Genomic DNA, 18997 nt, shown 5'->3' with positions numbered 1-18997 from the left:
CAAACAACCAGTTCGGAGACTGACATGACCGAGATCAATCAATCGGGCGTGCTGGCAGGGGAGTTGAGGCGGCACCGTGCGCCGCGAAGGGGGGCGCTCATCGCGGTCGGCGCCCTGCTCGTCATCCTGACCAACGCGATCATGTTCATCCTGCCCCCGCTCCTGCCGATCATCCAGGCGCAGTACGGACTCACCACCGTGTCCGCCACCATGTGGATCTTCACCCTGCTCACGCTGGGGGGAGGCGCGGGCTACATCCTGCTTCCGCGACTCGCCGACGTGTCCGGCGATCGCAACGCGTCCGTGTTCGCCTCCGGGTGTCTCACCGTCGGCGCGCTCGTCCCCGCCGTGGGCGACTCGTACCCGGCCCTGCTCGCAGGGTCCACGATCATGGGCTTCGGCAGCGCGGCCCAGCTGCTGCCCCTGGGCTTCCTGCGCCGGAGCCTGGGGGAGGAGGGGATCGTCACGGCGGTCCGCGTCCTGGTCGTCGCGTCAGGAATCGGAATTGTCGTGGGCATGATCGGCGGCGGGCTGATCGTCGAGACCCTGTCCCTGCGTACGTTCTTCTACGTCCTCGTCGCGGCGTTCGTGGCGACCACGCTTGCCTCGTTCGCGCTCATCCCCCATGTCCCGCCGGCGGAGTCCGGCGCTCGCATCGGCCTGCTCGGCACGGTGTGGCTGATCACCTGGGTCGGGGCGGTGCTGCTGACCCTGACGCAGGGTCTGGTGTGGGGCGCCGCGGCCGTCATCCCGTTGGCCGCCGGTGTCGTCGGCGGAGTCCTGTGGACGCGTGTCGAACGGAGGTCCTCGGCCGCGGTGTTCGACGTGGTGCTGCTGAAGTCGCCCCTCGTCACCGTGGCGTGCCTGTCGATGGCGGTGTTCGGTGCCGTGAACGCGGCCTTCCTGTTGCTGCTCAGCACGTACAGCCAGGTCGTCCCCTCCTACCTCCCGCCCGAGGACGCGTACGGACTCGGGCGCACCGCGCTGCAGACGGGCTGGCTCATGGTGCCCTTCGCGGTGATGTTCGTGGTGGGCGGCAAGGTGGTCGATCGTCTGGCCGCCAAGGGGTGCGGTGCTTCCGTGCTCGTGACGGGGGCGCTCCTCAGCGCCGTGGGACTCGCCTGGCTCGCGCTGGCCCACGACCGCCCGTGGCACTATCTCGTGGGCGCCGGGGTGATCGGCCTCGGGTGCAGCATGGGATACGCGGCCGGTTTCGGCATCGCCCAGATGGCCGTGCCCGAGGAGAAGGCCGGGATGGCCGCGGGTGTGGCCGGCACCGCCATGGCGATCGGCATCGCGTTCGGATCGGCGCTGATCACCGGCGTGCTGAGCGCCTCGGTCGTCGCCGTTCCCGGAACGGAGGTCGAGGTCGCCGAGAAGGGCCTCTACGGTACGAGCTACTGGATCTCGGTCGGCCTGACCCTGCTGATCGTGGTCGCCGTGCTCGTCTCGCGAGCGCGCAACGGCCGGCGCGTACCCGCCGCGGCTGCCTAGACCGGCCGCGGCGGCCTGGACCGGCCGCGGCCGGGGGGTGGGCCGAGAGGGCGCCGGCGAGGCGGTGCCCGGGCGGCCGGCGACCCGCGTCACCGGTTGCGGTGCCGCGGGTCGCCGGTCAGGGCCCGCCGGATCAGGCGGCGCGGCGGTCGCCCTGGTCGTCGCAGGGCAGGCCGGTGGCCGGGTTGTGGGCGAGGAAGTCGCGGGTGGCCTGTCGTTCCACCTCGGTGATCGCCGTCGGCGCGACGTCGATGATGCCGCCGAAGGGCCGGTCGACGTCCCGGATGATGATCAGCATCGTCGTCAGGAGTGCGGTGATCACCGTCAGGGTGATCAGCTGGCCGCGGTTGTTCCTCCGGGGCAGGCAGATGCCGAGGGCCATCACGGTGATGAAGAGAGTGGCGAGCAGGAACCAGAAGATGGCGCTGGGAATGCTCGCGCTCGCCTGGGTGAGGCGCTCCTCGCGCTCGTCGGAGCGCTTGTTGTCGGCGGCGATCAGCATGCCGAAGACCGGCTTGCCCTCCAGGGTGCGAAACGTCAGACGGAAGTCCGTGGACCACACGCTGGGCGCCGGCGACCCGTGGCCGTCCGACATGGCCGGCCACTCCCGCTCGCGCACGGCGCGGGCGTAGCAGACGGCGTCGGCCTGGATCCGAGCCCGCTGCGCCTGGGGCGCGTACTCGGCGGTCTCGACGAGCTGGTCCAGGGCCCGGGCCTCGCCGCGCGAGGCGACCTCGGCCTTCCCGTACGAGCTGTTGGCCGTGACCAGGACGAAGGAGAGCAGCAGGACCGTCATCGTCAGCAACGGGCCGACCATGTCCTTCACGGCCATGCCCGAGTCGTCGTCCTCCTTGAGCAGCTTCGGCCTCAGCCAGTGGTTGGCGGCGAGACCCGCCAGCAGAGCCACCACGGCGACGACGATGACGAGGACCACGAGCGGCCACCTCCAAGTAAGGAGCGAGCGGAGTCTCCCCTGCTGTGGACACAGGCGGAGCCTCGTGATCATGACGGGGCCGCTGACGGAATCCGAACGCAAAAACGATTACTCGCCTCCTAACGGGGGACCTCCGTTCCCCCAGGGGGACGCGGACCGCCGACCCCGTCCGACACGCCGCCGCCGACTGACCTTGGCGTTCTCGAGCCCGGGGCCGCACCGTTCGGCCGCGGTCAGCCGGTGGCGCCGACACCGGCGCCCGGTCGCGTGGTCGGGGACGGGCGCTGCTGCATCCGCTGCCCGTACCTGGTCCGGCCTTGCGGCTTGTACACGCCTTGGGACACTCCGCGGAGCACCGTGCCGTCGTCGCCGCGGCCGCCACGGCGAGCTGGTCGCACGCCTCCGTCCCGGCGGCGGAACAGGCGGCCGTCGCCGAGGAACATCACACGTCGCACCCCGCGCCCGCCCATGGAGCCGGAGCCGTCGTGCTCTGCCTCGCCGTGCTCGGCGCGGGCGTCCGACTGCTTCTCCTGTGGCGTGCCGCCCGCCGGCGGCTGCCGCCCGGCGACGTGTCGCGGGCGACGGGGCCAGTCGCGTACGCGCTTCGAGCGATCCCGCCCCCGACTCCGCCCGGGTCTCTCCTGACACGTCTGTCGTTGCTGCGCATATAGGACCATCGGCCGCTTCTCGCCCCGAGCGGAACCGATCCCCTTCGCCTGCCACGACCACGTCAAGAGGTTCCACCGTCATGACCCGACCCACCCGTCGTACCGTCCTCGGCGCCGGACTCGCCGTCGCCGGCACCGGCCTGCTGACCGCCTGCTCCGGCGGCGACACCGGCCACGCGTCTCACGGAAGCGGCGCGTCGGCGCCGACCGGCGACTACATCACCCCCGACAGCAAGGAGATCTCCGCGACCGAGGCCCTGCGCAGGCCCGGCCCCGAGCGGAGGTTCAAGCTGACCGCCGTGGAGACCCCGCTCGACCTCGGCGGCGGCAGGACGGTCCGCTCCTGGGCGTACGGGGACGAGCTCCCCGGCAAGGAGGTCCGCGTCACGGCGGGCGACACCCTCGCGCTCACCCTGGCCAACCACCTCCCCGAGGCGACGAGCATCCACTGGCACGGGCTCGCCCTGCGCAACGACATGGACGGCGTGCCCGGCCTCACGCAGCGGGACGTCAGGGCCGGCGGCTCCTTCCAGTACCGGTTCGCGGTCGTCCACCCCGGCACGTACTGGTTCCACCCGCACTCCGGCGTCCAGCAGGACCGCGGGCTGTACGCCCCGCTGATCGTCGAGGACCCCAAGGAGCCCTTGAAGTACGACAAGGAGTGGGTCGTCGTCCTCGACGACTGGGTCGACGGCGTCGACGGTTCCACCCCGGACGCCGTCCTCGCCGAACTCGGCAAGGGGATGGGCGGCATGGACCACGGCGGTCACTCCGGCGGCATGGAGGGCCACGGGATGTCCGGCATGTCGACGGCGAACCCGACGTCACCGTCGCCCGCACCGTCGAGCCCCTCCCGCATGCTCATGGGCGCGACCAGCGATCTCCTCGGCGGCGACGCGGGCGACGTCGGCTATCCGCACTATCTCGTCAACGGCCGTACGCCGGAGAACCCGCAGACCTTCACCGCCAGGCCCGGCGACCGGATCAGGCTCCGGATCATCAACGCCGGCGGTGACACCGCCTTCCGGGTCGCTCTCGGCGGCCACCAGCTCACCGTCACCCACACCGACGGCTTCCCCGTCGAACATACGCGGGCGGACGCGCTGCTCCTCGGCATGGGCGAACGCCTCGACGCACTCGTCACCGTCGGCAGCGGCACCTTCCCGCTGACCGCGCTCGCCGAGGGCAAGAGCCGCACGGCCCTCGCCGTCCTGCGCACCGGCGGCGGAGCCGCGCCCACCGCCTCGGTGCGGCCGAGGGAACTCGACGGCAAGGTGGTCCACGGTGGTCAGCTCAAGGCCGCCGAGTCGGTGCGCCGGGAGTCGAGCCCGCCGGACCGCACCATCGAGTTCGAGCTCACCGGCTCGATGACGGCGTACGACTGGGCCGTCAACGGCAAGAGGTACGACCCCGCGCAGCGCTACGGCGTCCGCTCGGGGGAGCGGGTCCGCCTGGCCTTCGTCAACAGCACCACGATGTGGCACCCCATGCACCTGCACGGCCACACCTATGCGCTCTCCGGCGGCGGCGCCCGCAAGGACACCTCCATCGTGCTGCCGGGCAAGCGGCTGGAGGTCGACTTCGACGCCGACAACCCGGGGCTGTGGATGGTCCACTGCCACAACGTCTACCACGCCGAGGCCGGGATGATGACCGTGCTCGGTTACCTGAAGTAGAGGCAGGGATCGAGGCGGTACGACGACGGCCTGCCGGCGCGCCCGGCAGGCCGCTCCCGTTCCGGTCGGCGGCCGAAGGGCGAAAGGCTGTCCTGGTGAGTGGCCGACGGGGTGCGCCGCCGCGGGCGAGCCGGGCTCGGGAGCCGGTACCGGCCTGGGGCAATCGGGTGACCCGGGAGCGGAGCGGCGGGTTGCCGAACGCGGCGGAACCTCCGCCGTCCAGACTCGGCGGGTGTTCCGGCCGACGCAGGCCGGTACGCCCAAGGGCCCGCAGACCTCGCCACAAGGAGGAGCAGCCGTGACGCACGCCCCGGGCAGCGATCATGAGCACCGGCCGTCAGGTGCTGCCAAGGAGCGCAGCACCGCCGTGCTCGACGTACGGGGACTGAACTGGGCCTCGCAGCAGTCCACCGTCGAGGCGGTGCTGGGGCGGCGGCCCGGTGTGGTCGCGGTGGAGGCGAATCCCGTCGCCCAGTCCGCGACCGTGGTCTTCGACCCACGGCGTACGTCGCTGGCGGAGCTGCGCCGTTGGGTGACCGACTGCGGCTATCACTGCGCGGGCCAGTCCGTGCCCGCGCACCTCTGCGATCCCATGACCGAGCCCGACCCGCCCGCCTCCGCCACGGCGGTCACCCCCGCGCCGACCCCCGCCGAGGCGGCCCCCCAACCGGCCCCCCAACCGGTTGGGCAGCCGGTTCCGCAGCCGGCCTCTCAGCCGGTTCCTCAGCCGCACGCGCACCCGTCGGCTCCCGCGGAGGCCGTCAGATCACCCCATGAGGCGATGGGGCACGGCGGTCACGCGGGCATGTCGATGGCGTCGATGGTCGCGGACATGCGCAACCGCTTCCTGGTGGCGGTGTTCTTCTCGATCCCGATCCTGATCTGGTCACCGATCGGCGAGGACGTGTTCGGCGTGCACGCGCCCGTGCCGTTCGGTCTGCGGCAGGACGTCTGGGCGCTCCTGCTGAGCCTGCCCGTGATCTTCTACTCCTGCACGATCTTCTTCGACGGCGCCGTGCGGGCGCTGCGCGCCCGCACCCTGGACATGATGGTCCTGGTGGCGGTCGCCGTCGGCGCCGGCTGGCTGTACTCCCTGGTGATCACGCTCACCGGTGGCGGGGACGTCTTCTACGAGGCGGCGACCGTGCTGGCCTCCTTCGTCCTGCTCGGGCACTGGTTCGAGATGCGGGCCCGGGGCGGGGCCAACGACGCCATCCGTACGCTCCTCGACCTGGCCCCTCCCAAGGCGGTGATCCTGCGCGACGGCGCGCCCGTCGAGGTGCCCACGAGCGAGGTCGCCGTCGGAGACCTGATGCTCGTCCGTCCGGGCACGAAGATCGCCGCGGACGGAGTGGTCGAGGACGGCGAGAGCGAGGTCGACGAGTCGACCGTCACCGGGGAGAGCCTGCCCGTGCACAAGGCGCCCGGCTCGCCGGTGGTGGGGGCCACCCTCAACGCCAACGGCACCCTGCGCGTGCGCGCCACCAGAGTCGGCTCCGACACGGCGCTCGCCCAGATCGTCAAGCTCGTCCAGGAGGCCCAGAACTCCAAGGCCCCGGGCCAGCGGCTCGCGGACCGGGCCGCGTTCTGGCTGGTCCTCGTCGCTCTCGTCGGCGGGGCTCTCACCCTGGGCGTCTGGCTGCTGGCCACCGACCGGCCCTTCAGCACCGCCATGCTCTTCGCGATCACCGTCGTGGTCATCACCTGCCCCGACGCCCTCGGCCTCGCCACGCCGACCGCGATCATGGTCGGCACGGGCCTGGGCGCCCGCCGCGGAGTGCTGTTCAAGAACGCCGTCGCGCTGGAGAACTCCGCGCGGATCCAGGTGGTGGTCATGGACAAGACCGGGACTCTCACCAAGGGCGAGCCCGACGTCACCGACGTCATCACCGCACCCGGCCGGAACGAGCGGGAGGTGCTGCGGCTGGTGGCCGCGGTGGAGAGCGAGTCCGAGCACCCGCTCGCGGAAGCGGTCGTCCGGTACGCGCGGGGGCAGGGTGTGGAGCCGGTAGACGCCCGGCACTTCGAGAACGTGCCCGGCCACGGCGCGACCGCCGTCGTGGACGGTCATCGCGTGGCGGTCGGCAACCTCCGCCTCGCCGTGCGCGAAGGCGTGGAACTCGGCGAACTCGCCGCCCGTCGCGAGGAGCTGGCCGCGACGGGACGCACGGTCGTCGTCGCCGCCGTGGACGGGCGGGTGGCGGCCCTGATCGGCATCGCGGACGCGCCCCGGGAGACCTCCGCCACGGCGGTGGCCGAACTGCGCGAGCTCGGCGTGGAGGTCGTCATGCTCACCGGGGACAACGAGGCCACCGCGCGCAGGATCGCCGGGCGACTCGGCATCGACACGGTCATCGCCGAGGTCCTGCCGGGAGACAAGGCGGCCAAGGTCGCCGAACTCCAGGCCGACGGGAGGAGGGTGGCGATGGTCGGCGACGGCGTCAACGACGCGCCCGCCCTCGCTCAGGCCGACCTCGGCATCGCCATCGGGGCCGGCACCGACGTCGCCATCGAGACCGCCGACCTCGTCCTGATGCGCTCCGACCCCCTCGACGTACCCACCGCCCTGCGCATCGGCCGCGGCACCCTGCGCAAGATGCGGCAGAACCTGGGCTGGGCCATCGGCTACAACGCCGTCGCCCTGCCCATCGCCGCCGGTGTCTTCGAACCCGCCACCGGCCTGGTGCTCCGGCCCGAGATCGCCGCCTTGTCCATGTCCGGTTCCAGCATCGTCGTCGCCGTCAACGCCCTCGCCCTCAAACGCCTCCGGCTCCCCACCCCGGCCCCGCGGGCCGCCGACACCCCAGGAGACGCCGGGGCATGAACACCACCGCCACCGACCACGGGCCGCCCCGGCGACACGTGCTCGCTCGGCCCCCTGGTGCGATGCGCCGTATCAGGGGGCGTCGAAGCGGTCCTGCGAGGCCAGGACGGTGTCCGCGTAGCGGGCGGCCCAGGTGCCCATCGCGCGGATGGGGACCAGCAGGGCGGTGCCCGCCTCGGTGAGGGTGTAGTCGACGCGCGGGGGCGCCTCCGCGTAACGGCGGCGCTCCACCAGGCCGTTGTACTCCAGACGACGAAGCGCGTCGTTGAGCACCTTGGGACCGATCCCCCCGATCCGGTCCAGCAGGGCGCGCGGGCGCATCGGCCCGCCCTCACCGAGGACGAACACCACCACGCTGTCCCATCGGTTCGCCAGCACCTCGAACGCGACCCGGGCCCGGCAGTCCGCCGCGAACCCGTCCCCCGCCAACTCCTCGCGCTCTCCCATGCGTCCATCCTGCACCGCCGATGCGCACCGTACGGTGTGCATCGGGCCGCCTAGCGTCCGGGGCATGACATCTAACGAGGCAAGAGCGAGCGACAGCGGCACCCTGCGCATCGGCATTCTCGGCACGGGTTCGATGGCCGCGGCCCTGGGCGGTGCATGGGTACGGGCGGGGCACCAGGTCCTGGTGGGCGGCCGGAACCTGGCGGCGGCGGCCACGACGGCGGCGAGGATCGGAGCCGCCGGGCACGGCGGCTTCACCGAGGCGGCCGCTTACGGCGAAGCGGTCCTCATGGCCGTACCGGCGGACAGCGCACCGGCGCTGGCCCAGGAGCTCGCCCCGGCCCTGGCCGGCCGGACCGTGCTCGACTGCACCGTGCCCATGGCGCCCGGCCCGGACGGCCCCCGCCTGACCACCGGCGGCGGCACGGACTCCGTCGCCGCGCGCATCGCGGCGGCCGCGCCGGAGGCCGGTGTCGCCAAGGTCTTCGGCATCTGCCACGAGAGCATCTGGACCCTGCCCCGGCCCGTCTTCGAGGGCGCGCCCCTGGCGGTGCCCTTCTGCGCCGGCACACCCAGCGCGGCCGCCTTCACGGAGGAGCTGATCACGTCGATGGGCTGCTCCCCGCTGCCCTGCGGCGGACTGTCCCGGGCGCCGCTGCTGGAAGCGGCGGCGGTCCTCGCCATCGGTGTGTGGTGGTCCGGCGGCGAGGCACGGCACGTGCTCCCCTCACCGGCCCTGGCCCCCGGCGCCGTCGACGACGAGCCCTAGGCGCACGGGCGGCGCGGACGGGCCGCCCGCTCGGACGTCCGTGGCAGCGGTCGGACGAGGCCGAGCCGGGGGTCAGACGAGGCCGAGCCGTGGGCCGCCCCGGTCGTGCAGGCGTCGGAAGAAGGCCAGTACGCCCGCCGAGCCGCCGGCCCAGGTCGCACTCGGCCGGGCGAGACCGGTGTCCGGGAACACGGGACGGGACCAGGTGCCGCCGCTGCGGCTCAGGATGAGCAGGGCGACGGTCTCGGCCTCGTCCCAGAACTCCTCGGACGCGGACGCCCGCGCGACGTCCACCATCAGGTCGCCCACCCCGGCCAGTCCGCAGCACTGCGTGACGAGCGGCATCCGCGGCGCCAGCGCGGCGCAGGCGCGCGCGGCCCGCTGGGCGAGGTCGAGGTATTCGGGCCGGTCCAGGTGCTCGGCGGCCCGGACGAGCACGGTCCCGATGCCGGCCAGGCCCCGGCACCACGAGCCGTAGCGGCGGGTGGCCCCGGGCTCGGCGGCCGCCGCGATGATGCCCGGGGTCACGGCGGCCAGGCGCGCGGCGGCCTTCTCGGAGCGGCTGATCGCGTCCGGATCCCCGGTCGCGGCCCCGTACGCGAGCAGGAAGCACGCGACGCCCGCCTCGCCGTGCGCGATGCCCTCGCGGAGCGCGGCGCTGCCGGCGGTGTCCGAACCGGTCGGGGACAGCCGGGCGGTGCCCGACGCCAGCATCCGGTCGCACTCGGCGGCGACGGCGAGGTGCCGCTCCGCGGCGGGTCGGTGACCGGACCGGAGGGCGTGCCGGGCGAGCAGCAGCCGGCCGAGGCCGATTCCGGCGGCGCCGGCGATGAGGTCCGCCTCCGGGGGTCCGCCGTCCGGCGCGGGCCCCGGCAGGACGGGATACACGGGCCGCGTGTCCCCGTGCGTCTCCGACCCCGACCCCGACCCCGACCCCGACCCCGACCCCGCGCCTGACCCCGCCTCCGGCCCTGCCCCTGACCCCGGCTCCGGCCCTGCCCCTGACCCCGGCTCGGAACCCGCCCCCGCCGCTGCCCCCGCCCCCGCCGCTGCCCCCGCCCCCGCCTCCGCGAGGAAGAGTTCGACACCGGTGCGTCCGGTGTAGAAGGCGGGTGGCAGGTTCCTGGACTGTTCCGCCGTCCACCGCGCCAACGCGGCGAAGGCGGACGCCACATGGGGCCGGTGCGCGTGGTGGAGGAGTTCGAGACCGAGTCCCGAACTGCCGCCGTAGACGTCGATCGAGGTGGGGACGTTCAGCCGGGCGGCCCGTTCCGGATCCACGATCGCGTGCGCCTCACCCACGCAGAACGCCGTCGTGTGCTCGATGATCTCGTCCAGCAGGTCGCTGTCGATCCGCGGGCGCGCGGCCCGGCGTGCGGTTCCCGCCGTGCCGCTGCGCAGCCGGTCGGCCGCGGCGGTCCGCACGGCCGGGTCGAAGCTCAGGAGGCCGGTGATCGACGCGCGGACCGCCCCGTGGGCGCGCCCGGGCAGGGCCCATGCCAGGCAGGCCAGGGTCCTGTCCCGGTTGACCCCGTGGTCGGTGTCGACGATCACCGGATCCAGGCCCGTGGCGGCGAAGAACAGGGTCGCGCCGAGGGCGTAGTAGTCGTCGGCGGGGGCGGCCGGGCCGCTCGCGCGCAGAACCGGCTCGCTGTATCCGGGGGTCGCCCCTCCCGGGCCGGAGCCGTCCCACTCGCTGATCCCGAAGTCGATCAGGTGACAGTGACCGGGGCCCAAGTCGTCGAGCACGACGTTGTCGGGCTTCAGGTCGCGGACGACCACGTTCCGGCCGTGGATCGCGTCCAGGACCCCCAGAAGCCGCGAGGCGAGCGCGGACAGGGCGCCCGGCGGGCGGGCGTCGTCCCGGTAGGGGCCGTTCCGCAGCACCTCCCGGCGCAGGTCCCGGTCGCCGCAGCTGCTCATCACCAGGTACTCGTCCGACCGGTGGGCGAAGTAGTCCCGTACGCGGGGCACTCCCGTGACGCCGTCGAGCGCGGTGAGGACCCTGCGCTCGTTGCGCAGCCGGTGGCGGGCGTCCGTACCGGACTCGTCCTCGCCCACGAAGGCCCTCGCCTGTTTGACCACCACCGGCTGTCCGAGCGTGCGGTCGACCGCGCGGTAGACGTTGCCGCGGGGTGCCCGCGCGATGCCCGCGGTGACCGTGTAGCGTCCGCCGCCGAAGCCGGCCGCGGACGGCTCGTCACCAGGTGCGGTGCCGTTCGCGAAGGGGTCCTCGGCCCAGGGCGGGCACCGGTAGCGGCCGACGGCCAGACCGTCGAAGATCCGGCCGTCCGGCCCGGTCAATGACGGATTCGAGCCGCCCGCTCCGGCCGGTCCGGTAGTCGCCCGTGAAGGGGCCGTAGCGGTAGTAGACCGGGGCTCTCGGGTCGACCCGCCGGTCGCTGACGACCCGCGGGCCTTCCCGGTCACGCAGTACGGCGACGAGCTCCCGGGCGACCTCGACCACGGCGCCGGCCGCGGGATAGACGGTGATCGCCTTCCCGACCGCTCCGGCGCTCACCACCCCGGAGTTGAGACGGCGCAGCGTCTCCGCATCACGCGCGAACTTCGCGTGGCAGACATGCCGGGACAGCACCGGCAGGACGAGCCGGATCACGGTGTCGAGGTCGCCGGGACGCGCCGAGACGTGCAGTTTCCAGCCGTGTTCCATCGCCGGCATCCGCGGATCGTTGAGATAGGCCCACGTGCCGTCGGACCAACCGTGGCGGCCGGTGATGGAAACGGCCACCGCTACGAGTTCAGGTCGCAGGCGAAGCGGGTGGTGGCGGTCACCCAGGGGTCGGCGAGACACGCCGTGTGTTCGCGCTCGCTGCGGTCGTCGTCCTCGAACACGATCGACTCGTCGTCGATCTCCAGCGGACCCGCGTCGCGGAATCCGTCGGCTTCCAGAAGATCCGGCACGGCTAAGGGCATGTGACGCCTCCATCGTGTGTCGTGCACTGAGGAGCAGGAAATGGCCGACGCGGGCCGGTGGACCCGCCGGGCCAAGGACTCGCGGAACAACGGTAAGGAGGGGCGAACCCGCTGACAAGGGGACAGGTGCCACCACGCTCGCAGGCGCCTCGGGGGCCGCGCCGCCCTCCGCGCCCGCCGCCTCTCCGGCCTACGAGAGGCCGAAGTCGTCGGAGGGCAGGATCTGTTCGGCCCAGATGACCTTGCCTTCCGGCGTGTACCGGGCGCCCCAGTGCTCGCTGAGCTGCGCCACCAGGAACAGTCCGCGGCCTCCCTCGTCCGTGCTGGCGGCGTACCGCAGGTGCGGGGCGGTACTGCTGCCGTCCCACACCTCGCAGGTCAGGGTGCGATCGCGCAGCAGACGGACGCGGACCGGCGCGGCGCCGTACCGGATGGCGTTGGTGATGAGCTCACTGAGGATCAGTTCCGTGGTGAACGCCAGCTCCTCCAGGCCCCACTCCTCGAGCCGCTCCGCCGCGAGGGCGCGTACGGCGCCGACCTCGCTCGGGTCGAACGGTACGTCCCACTGGGCGACCCGGCCGGGGCCCAGGGTCCGGGTCCGGGCGATGAGCAGCGCGATGTCGTCGGACGGGCGGCTGGGAAGCAGCGCGTCGAGTACGGCGCGGCGGCTGGCGTGCGGGTCGCGGTCCGGGTGGGTCAGCGCCGTGCGCAGCCTCTCCACCCCCTCCGCGATGTCCCGGCTCCGCTCCTCGACCAGCCCGTCGGTGTACAGGACGAGCTGACTGCCCTCCGCCAGGTGCAGATCCATGGACTCGAACGGCATGCCTCCCAGCCCCAGCGGGGGGCCGGCCGGCAGTTCCGAGATCGTCGTCGTGCCGTCCGGGGCCACCACGAGCGGAGGCATGTGTCCCGCCCGTGCCATGGTGCAGTTCTGGGAGACCGGGTCGTATACGGCGTACAGGCAGGTCGCGCCCAGGACGCCGCCGTTCGGCGCGGCGCTGTCGCCTTCCTGGTCCATGCGCTGGACGAGGTTGTCGAGACGGGCGAGGAGTTCGTCCGGCGGCAGGTCCAGGGAGGAGAAGTTGTGCACCGCCGTGCGCAGCCGCCCCATGGTGGCCGCGGCGTGCAGACCGTGCCCCACGACGTCTCCGACGACGAGCCCGACGCGGCTGCCCGGCAGCGCGATCACGTCGAACCAGTCGCCGCCCACTCCGGACTGCGCGGGCTGGTAGAAGTGCGCGATGTCCATGGCGCTCTGCTCGGGCAGATCCTGCGGCAGCAGGCTGCGCTGGAGCGTCACGGCGAGATGGTGTTCGCGCGTGTAGCGGCGGGCGTTGTCCATGGTGACCGCGGCGCGCCCGACGAGCTCCTCGGCCAGGGACAGGTCGTCCTCGTCGAACGGTTCCGGTTTCTCCGACCGCCAGAAGTTGACCACCCCGAGCACGACCCCCCTGGCCTTCAGCGGGGCGGCGATGAGCGAGTGGATCCCGTAGTCGACGATCGCCGACGTCCGGGGCGGGTCCTGCGCGTGCCAGCCCGGCGCGTCACGCAGATCGGGTACGAGTTCGGCCGCGCCCGTGCCGTACCCGCGGGCCTGCGGGGTGGAGGGCAGGAAGTCGATCAGGCTGCCGAGCGGGTACAGCGGGTGGTCGGAGCGGATGCCGTTGACCGCCGTGCGTCGCATGTCGGCGCCCGGCCCGGGCTCGTCGCCGTTCAGCACCGGGTCGGCCAGGTCGACCGTGACGAAGTCCGCGAACCGGGGGACGGCGACGTCGGCCAGCTCCTCCGCGGTCCGCACCACGTCGAGGGTGGTGCCGATGTCACCCCCGGCGTCGTAGAGCAGCTTGAGCCGCCTGCGGGCCGTCTCCGCCCGGCTGCTCAGCAGCCGCATCTCGGTGGAGTCGCGGATGGTGACCGCCGAGCCCTGCGGACGGCCTCCGGAGTGGGTGGGCCGCTGATTGACCACGAGCAACCGGTCCCCGGCCTCCAGCACCTCGTCGGTGGCGATCCGGCCGGACAGCAGCAGGTCCGCCATCCGGCGGTCCATGCCGACCTCGTCGACGGGGCGCCCCTCGGCGTCGTCCGGCAGGTCGAGCAGCCTTCCGGCCTCGTCGTTCGCCAGGAGCAGCCGTCCCTCGGCGTCGGTGATCAGCACCCCTTCGCGGACGGCGTGCAGCACCGCGTCGTGGTGCTCGTACATGCGGGTCATCTCCTGCGTGCCGAGCCCGTGGGTCTGGCGGCGCAGTCTCCGGCTGATCAGTGCCGTCCCCACGGTCGCCAGCGCCAGGCCGCCGGCGATGGCCAGGAGGATGACCGGAAGCTGGCTGTCGGCGATGCCGGTCACGCTCTCCACCGTCAGGCCCGCCGAGACCAGGGCGACGACCTTGCCGTCGGGCGCGGTGACCGGCACGATCGCCTGGATCTCCTTGCCGAGTGGCCCGTCCACACTCTCGGTGTGCACCTGGCCGGCGAGCGAGGGCTCGATGGTGCCCACGAACCGCTCGCCGATGCGCTCGGGCTGCGGATGGCTGTAGCGGATGCCGTGGGTGTCCATCACCACGATGAAGTCCACCCCCGCGACCTTCCGCGTCTCCTCGGCCGCGGGCTGCAGGATCGCGGACGGGTCCGGTGACTTCAGCGCCTCCTGCAGGCCGAGGGACTTCGCGAAGGTCTGCGCCACGGAGACCGACCGGTCGCGCGCCTCACGGTCGACGTCGTGCTGCGACTGCAGCAACAGCGCCAGCAGGGCTCCGGCGGCGAGCAGCACCACGATCGCCACCTGAAGGACGAAGACCTGTCCGGCGACGCTTCCGAATCTTCTGCCTAGCTTCGACCGCACCGGGACGCCGGGCGCGGGAGACGGGTCGGGGCCACAACCCCAGTTGTAGCACTTCCCCGGGGCCCCGGCCCGGCCACGGACGGTAGGCACCGGCCGCGACCCCACGATCTCACCGGTGTCGGTCAGGACGAGGGTGTTCTGCGGCAGCCCCGGCGTTCGGCGCCCGGCCGGCCGATCGGCGGTGCCGCCCAGGGGGAGAGCCGGCCACCGACGGTGACGGGTCGGGGTCGAGGGCGAGGCGCCCGGCCGGGTTCCGGAGGTGCGCGGGGGGCGGACGTCACGCGGCGTGAGCCGTGTCCCGCGGTCCTCCGGCCCGGTCGAGCGGTCTTCCGGCTCCGTCGAGCGGTGCTCCGGCTCGGTCGAGCGGTGCTCCGGCTCGGTCGGGCGGTGCTCCGGCCCGGGGCGAGCGGTGCTCCGGCCCGGTCGAGCGGTCCTCCGGCTCGGTCGAGCGGTGCTCCGGCTCCGTCGAGCGGTTCCCCCGCTACGCGGCGTAGCCTGACGAGGGGGGCCGTCCGTGGGGAGGCCGCCATGACAACGCCCGGGGCAGGGGAGCAGCGGTCCGGCACTCCGTTCAGCCTGCGGACCATGGCGACGGCCGTGCTCGACCACCGGGGCGACATCATCGGCTGGGACGCCGCGGCCCAGGAGCTCTACGGCTACCCGGCCGAGGACGTCATCGGACAGCCGGCCCGCGACTGCCTCGTCCCCGTCGACGGACGTCCGCTCTTCGCACCGGACCGGCCCGTCGACTCCTGGGGCGGCAGGTGGGCCTTGCGCACCCGCGACGGGGGTGTCGCGGACGTGGTCCTGTACGTGCTGCGCCTCGGTCCCGCCGGCGCCCGGCCCACCACCGCGGCCTGGGGCCTCGTGTCCGTCGAGGCCGAGCGGATGGAGCGCTGGGCGACCGACCAGGCCATGCTCGGCGGGCTGTCGACCCAGTCGCCGCTCTCGCTGACCGTGATCGACGAGAACAGCCGCGTGAAGTGGGTCAACCCCGCGACGGAGGAGCAGCTCGGCCTTCGGCGCGAGGAGTGGTTCGAGGTGGCCGTGCGGGAGATCCTCCCGGAGGGCGAGATCGTCTCGCCCTCGGGTGGCCGCTCGCTCGAATCGGTGATCGAGCAGGTCTACCGCACCGGCGAACCCGTCATCGACGTCCACTACCGGACCCCCCTGCCGGGCGACCCCGCCCACCGGCGCGTCTGGTCCTGCTCCTACTTCCGCCTGCAGGACGCCGCGGGGCGTTACCTGGGCGTGTGCGAGTCGGCGTTCGAGATCACCGAGCGCTACGAGGCCCAGCGCCGGCTCGAGCTGCTGAGCCGCTCCAGCAGCGTCGGAACGACGCTGGACGGGGTCCGGACGTGCGAGGAGCTATTGGCCGTGGTCGTCCCCGACTTCGCGGACTCGGCTCGGGTCGACCTGGCGGAGTCCGTATTCACCGGTGAGGAGGCCGTTCCCCGGGGCGTCCCGACGCCGTCGCGGCGGATCGCCCGCGGAGGCGCCGCGGCCGCGGGTCACGACGCCCCCACGGAGGAGCCGAGAGAGGAGCGGAGGGAGGGGCCGACTGACGGGACGGAGGAGCCGAGAGAGGAGCTGAGGGAGGGGCCGACGGACGGGACGGGGGAGGATCCCGCGAAGGAGACGCCCACCGATGACAGGAAGCTCGTGCTTCCCCTCGGGGCCGGCGGCGGGAGGCTCGGGACGGTCACTCTGCTGCGCACCGCCGCGCGCGTCCCTTTCGACGCCGCCGACCGCGCGCTGGCCGCCGAGTTGGTCGCACATGCGGCGGTGTGTCTCGACAACGGACGGCGTTACGCCCAGGAGCACGCCACCGCGCTGCTGTTCCAGCGCAATCTGCTCCCGCAGGAGCTGCCGGAGCACACCGCCGTGGAGAGCGCCCACCACTACGCCCCCGGTGGAGGGCCTACGGGGGTCGGTGGCGACTGGTACGACGTGATTCCGCTGTCCGGCGCCCGCGTCGGGCTGGTGGTGGGCGACGTGGTGGGCCACGGGCTGCACGCCGCCGTCACCATGGGGCGGTTGAGGACGACCGTACGCGCTCTGGCCGCGCTCGACCTCGCCCCGGACGAGCTCCTCGGGCGGCTCGACGACCTGGTCGGGCAGGCGCGGATCGGCATCGACCCGAAGGAGGCGAACGGCACGGACCCGGCGGTCGGCGCCCGATGTCTGTACCTGGTGTACGACCCCGTCCACGGCCGGTGTGCCGTCGCCGGCGCGGGTCATCTGCCACCGGTCCTGGTCGCCCCCGGCGGGACCGCCGAGCCGCTGGACATCCCCGTCGGCCTGCCCCTGGGCGTCGGAGGGATGCCGTTCGAGTCGGCCGAGTTCGAGATCGCGGAGAGCAGCCTGCTCGCGTTGTTCACCGACGGGCTGGTGACGGGCGGCGGGCAGGATCCCGACGAGGGGGTCGCCGCTTTGTGCCGGACGCTGGACGAGCACTCCGGACTGCGTCCGGCGGCGCTCCGGGACCGGATCGTCGCGTCCGGGTCGTCCGCCGACGCGCGCGACGACGCGGCGCTCCTCCTGGTCGGGGTCCACGCCCTGGCCGAGGAGGACGTGGCCGGCTGGCGCATCGATCCGGATCCGGCGAGGGTGGCCGGAGCGCGGGCGGCCACGAACGCGCGGTTGGCCGACTGGGGTCTCGACTCCGTGGGTTTCGCGGTCGAGTTGATCGTCAGTGAACTGGTCACCAACGCGATCCGGTACGGGGCTCCGCCGGTGGATCTGCGGCTTCTGCGGGACAGGGACCGGGCCCTGATCTGCGAGGTGTCGGACGGCCGCGAGACCTCGCCGCATCTGCGGCGGGCACGGCCGGACGAGGAGGGCGGCCGCGGGTTGTTCCTGGTCGCCCAGCTCGCCGATCGATGGGGCACGCGTTACACCCGCGAGGGGAAGACGATCTGGGCCGAGGTCCCGATCGGCACGGACGCAGGGGGTCTCGACCTCTTCGGAGACCCCTTCGCAGCCCCCTTCGGAGACGCCTTCGGAGACGTGACCGGGGCCTGAATCGCCACGGAGACGGCTGCCTTCAGGGGTGCCGCAAGTCGGTCGTCTTTCAACGATCTTCCGTCGTCCGGCTGATATTCTCGACTCGTGATCGGGAACTCGGGGGCGCCCCAACTGGCTTCACGCCCGGCGCCCGTGCAGCGCCGCGGCGTGCGGCGCGTGCAGGCGATCCTCGACGCCGCCGACGAGATCCTCGCCGAGGAGGGGTACGGGGCCGCCACGCTCGGTGCCATCGGCAGGCGGGCCGGCATTCCCACCGCGTCCGTGTACCACTACTTCGCCGACCGGAACCAGGTGGACGCCGCGCTCATGCGGCGGCTGCGAGGACATCGAGGCGCTCGTCGCCGAGGCGGCGGACGACCCGGGTCTCGGCACCCTGCGCGAGGTGATCGACGCGTTCATCGACCCGCAGCTCGCCTACTGCCGCGAGCACCCGAGCGTGGTGGAGCTCTGGTACGCCCCCGGGCGCAGCCCGGTGCTCGTGGAGCTCGAAGAGACCTGGGGCAAGGCGCAGGCCGAGCAGCTCCGGCGCCGTCTGGTCGACCGTGGGCTGATCGCCGCCGACACGCCCCGGCTCGCCGTGGAGGTCGTCTACGAGGCCGCCGACCGGGTGTTCGGCGTGGCCTTCAAGGACTCCCGGAGGGGCGACGACGCCACGATCGACGAAGCGCGCCGCCTCATGACCGCGTACCTCGGGACGTATGCCCCGAAGGCTCCGAAGCGGCGCTAGGAGATCGGGTCTTGTCCACGGAGCAGGGGCGCCGCAGGGGCCGCCCGCCGGCGACCGTCAACGGGCGCACGGTGCCCGAGCGTTTGCTGGACGCGGCGCTGCAGCTCTTCGCCGAGAAGGGCTTCGAAGGGACGTCGGTGGCGGACGTGGTGCGCGCCGCGGGCGTCACCAAGGGCGCGATGTACCACTACTTCCCCTCCAAGGACGACCTGCTCCACGAGATCTACCTGCGGGTGCTGCGGATGCAGACCGAACGCCTCGACGCCGTGGTGGCGATGGACCTGCCCGTGGCGGAGCGCGTCCACGCCGCGGTGTCCGACGTTGTGGTGACGACGATCGAGAACCTCGAGAGCGCCACGATCTTCTTCCGGTCGCTGCACCAGCTCGCCGAGGAGAACCAGCGCCAGGTACGGCGGGAGCGCCGGCGCTATCACGAGACCTTCCGGGCGCTCGTCGTCGAGGGGCAGCGCGAGGGCGTCTTCCGTGCCGACGTCAGCGCGGAGCTGGCCGTCGACTACTGCTTCGGCTCGGTGCACCATCTGCCGATGTGGTGGCGCCCCGAAGGCGCCTCCTCCGCGGCCGAGGTCGCCCGCACGTTCGCGGACCTGTTCCTGGCCGGCATCAGCGCCCGCTGACCCCGCCCGCCGGGCATCAGCGC

Annotated in this window: 14 protein-coding genes and 1 pseudogene; 9 read left to right on the top strand and 6 right to left on the bottom strand. The window is 73.1% G+C overall.

The window, feature by feature from the left end; translation table 11 throughout:
* The first annotated feature begins 24 nt into the window (after positions 1–24).
* On the top strand, positions 25–1494 hold the full coding sequence (locus tag ACIGXE_RS31145; protein WP_399752572.1) for an MFS transporter: 1470 nt from the start codon (positions 25–27) through the stop codon (positions 1492–1494).
* A gap of 133 nt (positions 1495–1627) precedes the next feature.
* On the opposite strand, the gene ACIGXE_RS31140 is transcribed toward ACIGXE_RS31145, so the two are convergent.
* Positions 1628–2428 carry a hypothetical protein gene (locus tag ACIGXE_RS31140; protein WP_399752570.1) on the bottom strand — a complete coding sequence of 267 codons (801 nt, stop codon included), beginning with the start codon at positions 2426–2428 and terminating at the stop codon, positions 1628–1630.
* Positions 2429–2763: 335 nt separating this feature from the next.
* Here ACIGXE_RS31140 and ACIGXE_RS31135 point away from each other — a divergent pair, with 335 nt between their 5' ends.
* The 3 genes from ACIGXE_RS31135 to ACIGXE_RS31125 all read left to right on the top strand — a co-directional run bounded on the left by ACIGXE_RS31135 (position 2764) and on the right by ACIGXE_RS31125 (position 7596).
* On the top strand, positions 2764–3099 hold the full coding sequence (locus ACIGXE_RS31135; protein ID WP_399752568.1) for a hypothetical protein: 336 nt from the start codon (positions 2764–2766) through the stop codon (positions 3097–3099).
* A 77-nt stretch (positions 3100–3176) separates the two neighbouring features.
* Entirely contained in the window at positions 3177–4772 is a 1596-nt protein-coding gene (locus tag ACIGXE_RS31130) for a multicopper oxidase family protein (RefSeq protein ID WP_399752566.1), read from the top strand.
* A gap of 298 nt (positions 4773–5070) precedes the next feature.
* A complete protein-coding gene (locus tag ACIGXE_RS31125) occupies positions 5071–7596 on the top strand; it encodes a heavy metal translocating P-type ATPase (RefSeq protein ID WP_399752564.1) in 2526 nt (841 codons plus the stop codon).
* 72 nt (positions 7597–7668) lie between these two features.
* On the opposite strand, the gene ACIGXE_RS31120 is transcribed toward ACIGXE_RS31125, so the two are convergent.
* On the bottom strand, positions 7669–8043 hold the full coding sequence (locus ACIGXE_RS31120; RefSeq protein WP_399752562.1) for a winged helix-turn-helix transcriptional regulator: 375 nt from the start codon (positions 8041–8043) through the stop codon (positions 7669–7671).
* A 64-nt stretch (positions 8044–8107) separates the two neighbouring features.
* Here ACIGXE_RS31120 and ACIGXE_RS31115 point away from each other — a divergent pair, with 64 nt between their 5' ends.
* Complete coding sequence (locus tag ACIGXE_RS31115; protein WP_399752560.1) at positions 8108–8812, top strand: NADPH-dependent F420 reductase; 705 nt, start codon at positions 8108–8110, stop codon at positions 8810–8812.
* Positions 8813–8884: 72 nt separating this feature from the next.
* Here the strand turns inward: ACIGXE_RS31115 and lanL are convergent, their stop codons facing one another.
* The 4 genes from lanL to ACIGXE_RS31095 all read right to left on the bottom strand — a co-directional run bounded on the left by lanL (position 8885) and on the right by ACIGXE_RS31095 (position 14525).
* Positions 8885–11116: a class IV lanthionine synthetase LanL gene (gene lanL / locus ACIGXE_RS31110; RefSeq protein WP_399752558.1), complete on the bottom strand. Its 2232-nt coding sequence runs from the start codon at positions 11114–11116 to the stop codon at positions 8885–8887.
* Positions 11013–11561 (bottom strand): hypothetical protein, encoded by a 549-nt coding sequence (locus ACIGXE_RS31105; RefSeq protein ID WP_399752555.1) that lies wholly within the window; start codon positions 11559–11561, stop codon positions 11013–11015. The genes lanL and ACIGXE_RS31105 overlap by 104 nt, the downstream gene beginning before the upstream one ends.
* Before the next feature lie 2 nt (positions 11562–11563).
* Positions 11564–11746, bottom strand: coding sequence for an SflA family class IV lanthipeptide (locus ACIGXE_RS31100; RefSeq protein WP_399752553.1), 183 nt, complete (start codon positions 11744–11746; stop codon positions 11564–11566).
* A 190-nt stretch (positions 11747–11936) separates the two neighbouring features.
* Positions 11937–14525, bottom strand: a complete 2589-nt coding sequence (locus ACIGXE_RS31095) for a SpoIIE family protein phosphatase (protein ID WP_399752550.1) — start codon at positions 14523–14525, stop codon at positions 11937–11939.
* A 588-nt stretch (positions 14526–15113) separates the two neighbouring features.
* On the opposite strand from ACIGXE_RS31095, the gene ACIGXE_RS31090 reads away from it, so the two are divergent.
* The 4 genes and pseudogenes from ACIGXE_RS31090 (at position 15114) to ACIGXE_RS31075 (ending at position 18974) form a co-directional block, all read left to right on the top strand.
* Entirely contained in the window at positions 15114–17609 is a 2496-nt protein-coding gene (locus ACIGXE_RS31090) for a SpoIIE family protein phosphatase (RefSeq protein ID WP_399752548.1), read from the top strand.
* An 87-nt stretch (positions 17610–17696) separates the two neighbouring features.
* A pseudogene (locus ACIGXE_RS31085) lies at positions 17697–17843 on the top strand (hypothetical protein); the annotation flags it as partial.
* A gap of 151 nt (positions 17844–17994) precedes the next feature.
* On the top strand, positions 17995–18339 hold the full coding sequence (locus ACIGXE_RS31080) for a hypothetical protein (protein WP_399752545.1): 345 nt from the start codon (positions 17995–17997) through the stop codon (positions 18337–18339).
* Between the two features lie 11 nt (positions 18340–18350).
* The gene (locus ACIGXE_RS31075) at positions 18351–18974 is read left to right on the top strand and encodes a TetR/AcrR family transcriptional regulator (RefSeq protein WP_399752704.1); all 624 of its coding nucleotides are present in this window, start codon (positions 18351–18353) and stop codon (positions 18972–18974) included.
* Positions 18975–18997 lie beyond the last annotated feature (23 nt).

It is taken from the genome of Streptomyces sp. NPDC053431, from assembly GCF_044544925.1.
GTDB lineage: Bacteria > Actinomycetota > Actinomycetes > Streptomycetales > Streptomycetaceae > Streptomyces.
Note: the sequence above shows the minus strand (reverse complement) of the source record. Positions and strands in the feature narration are given on the sequence as shown.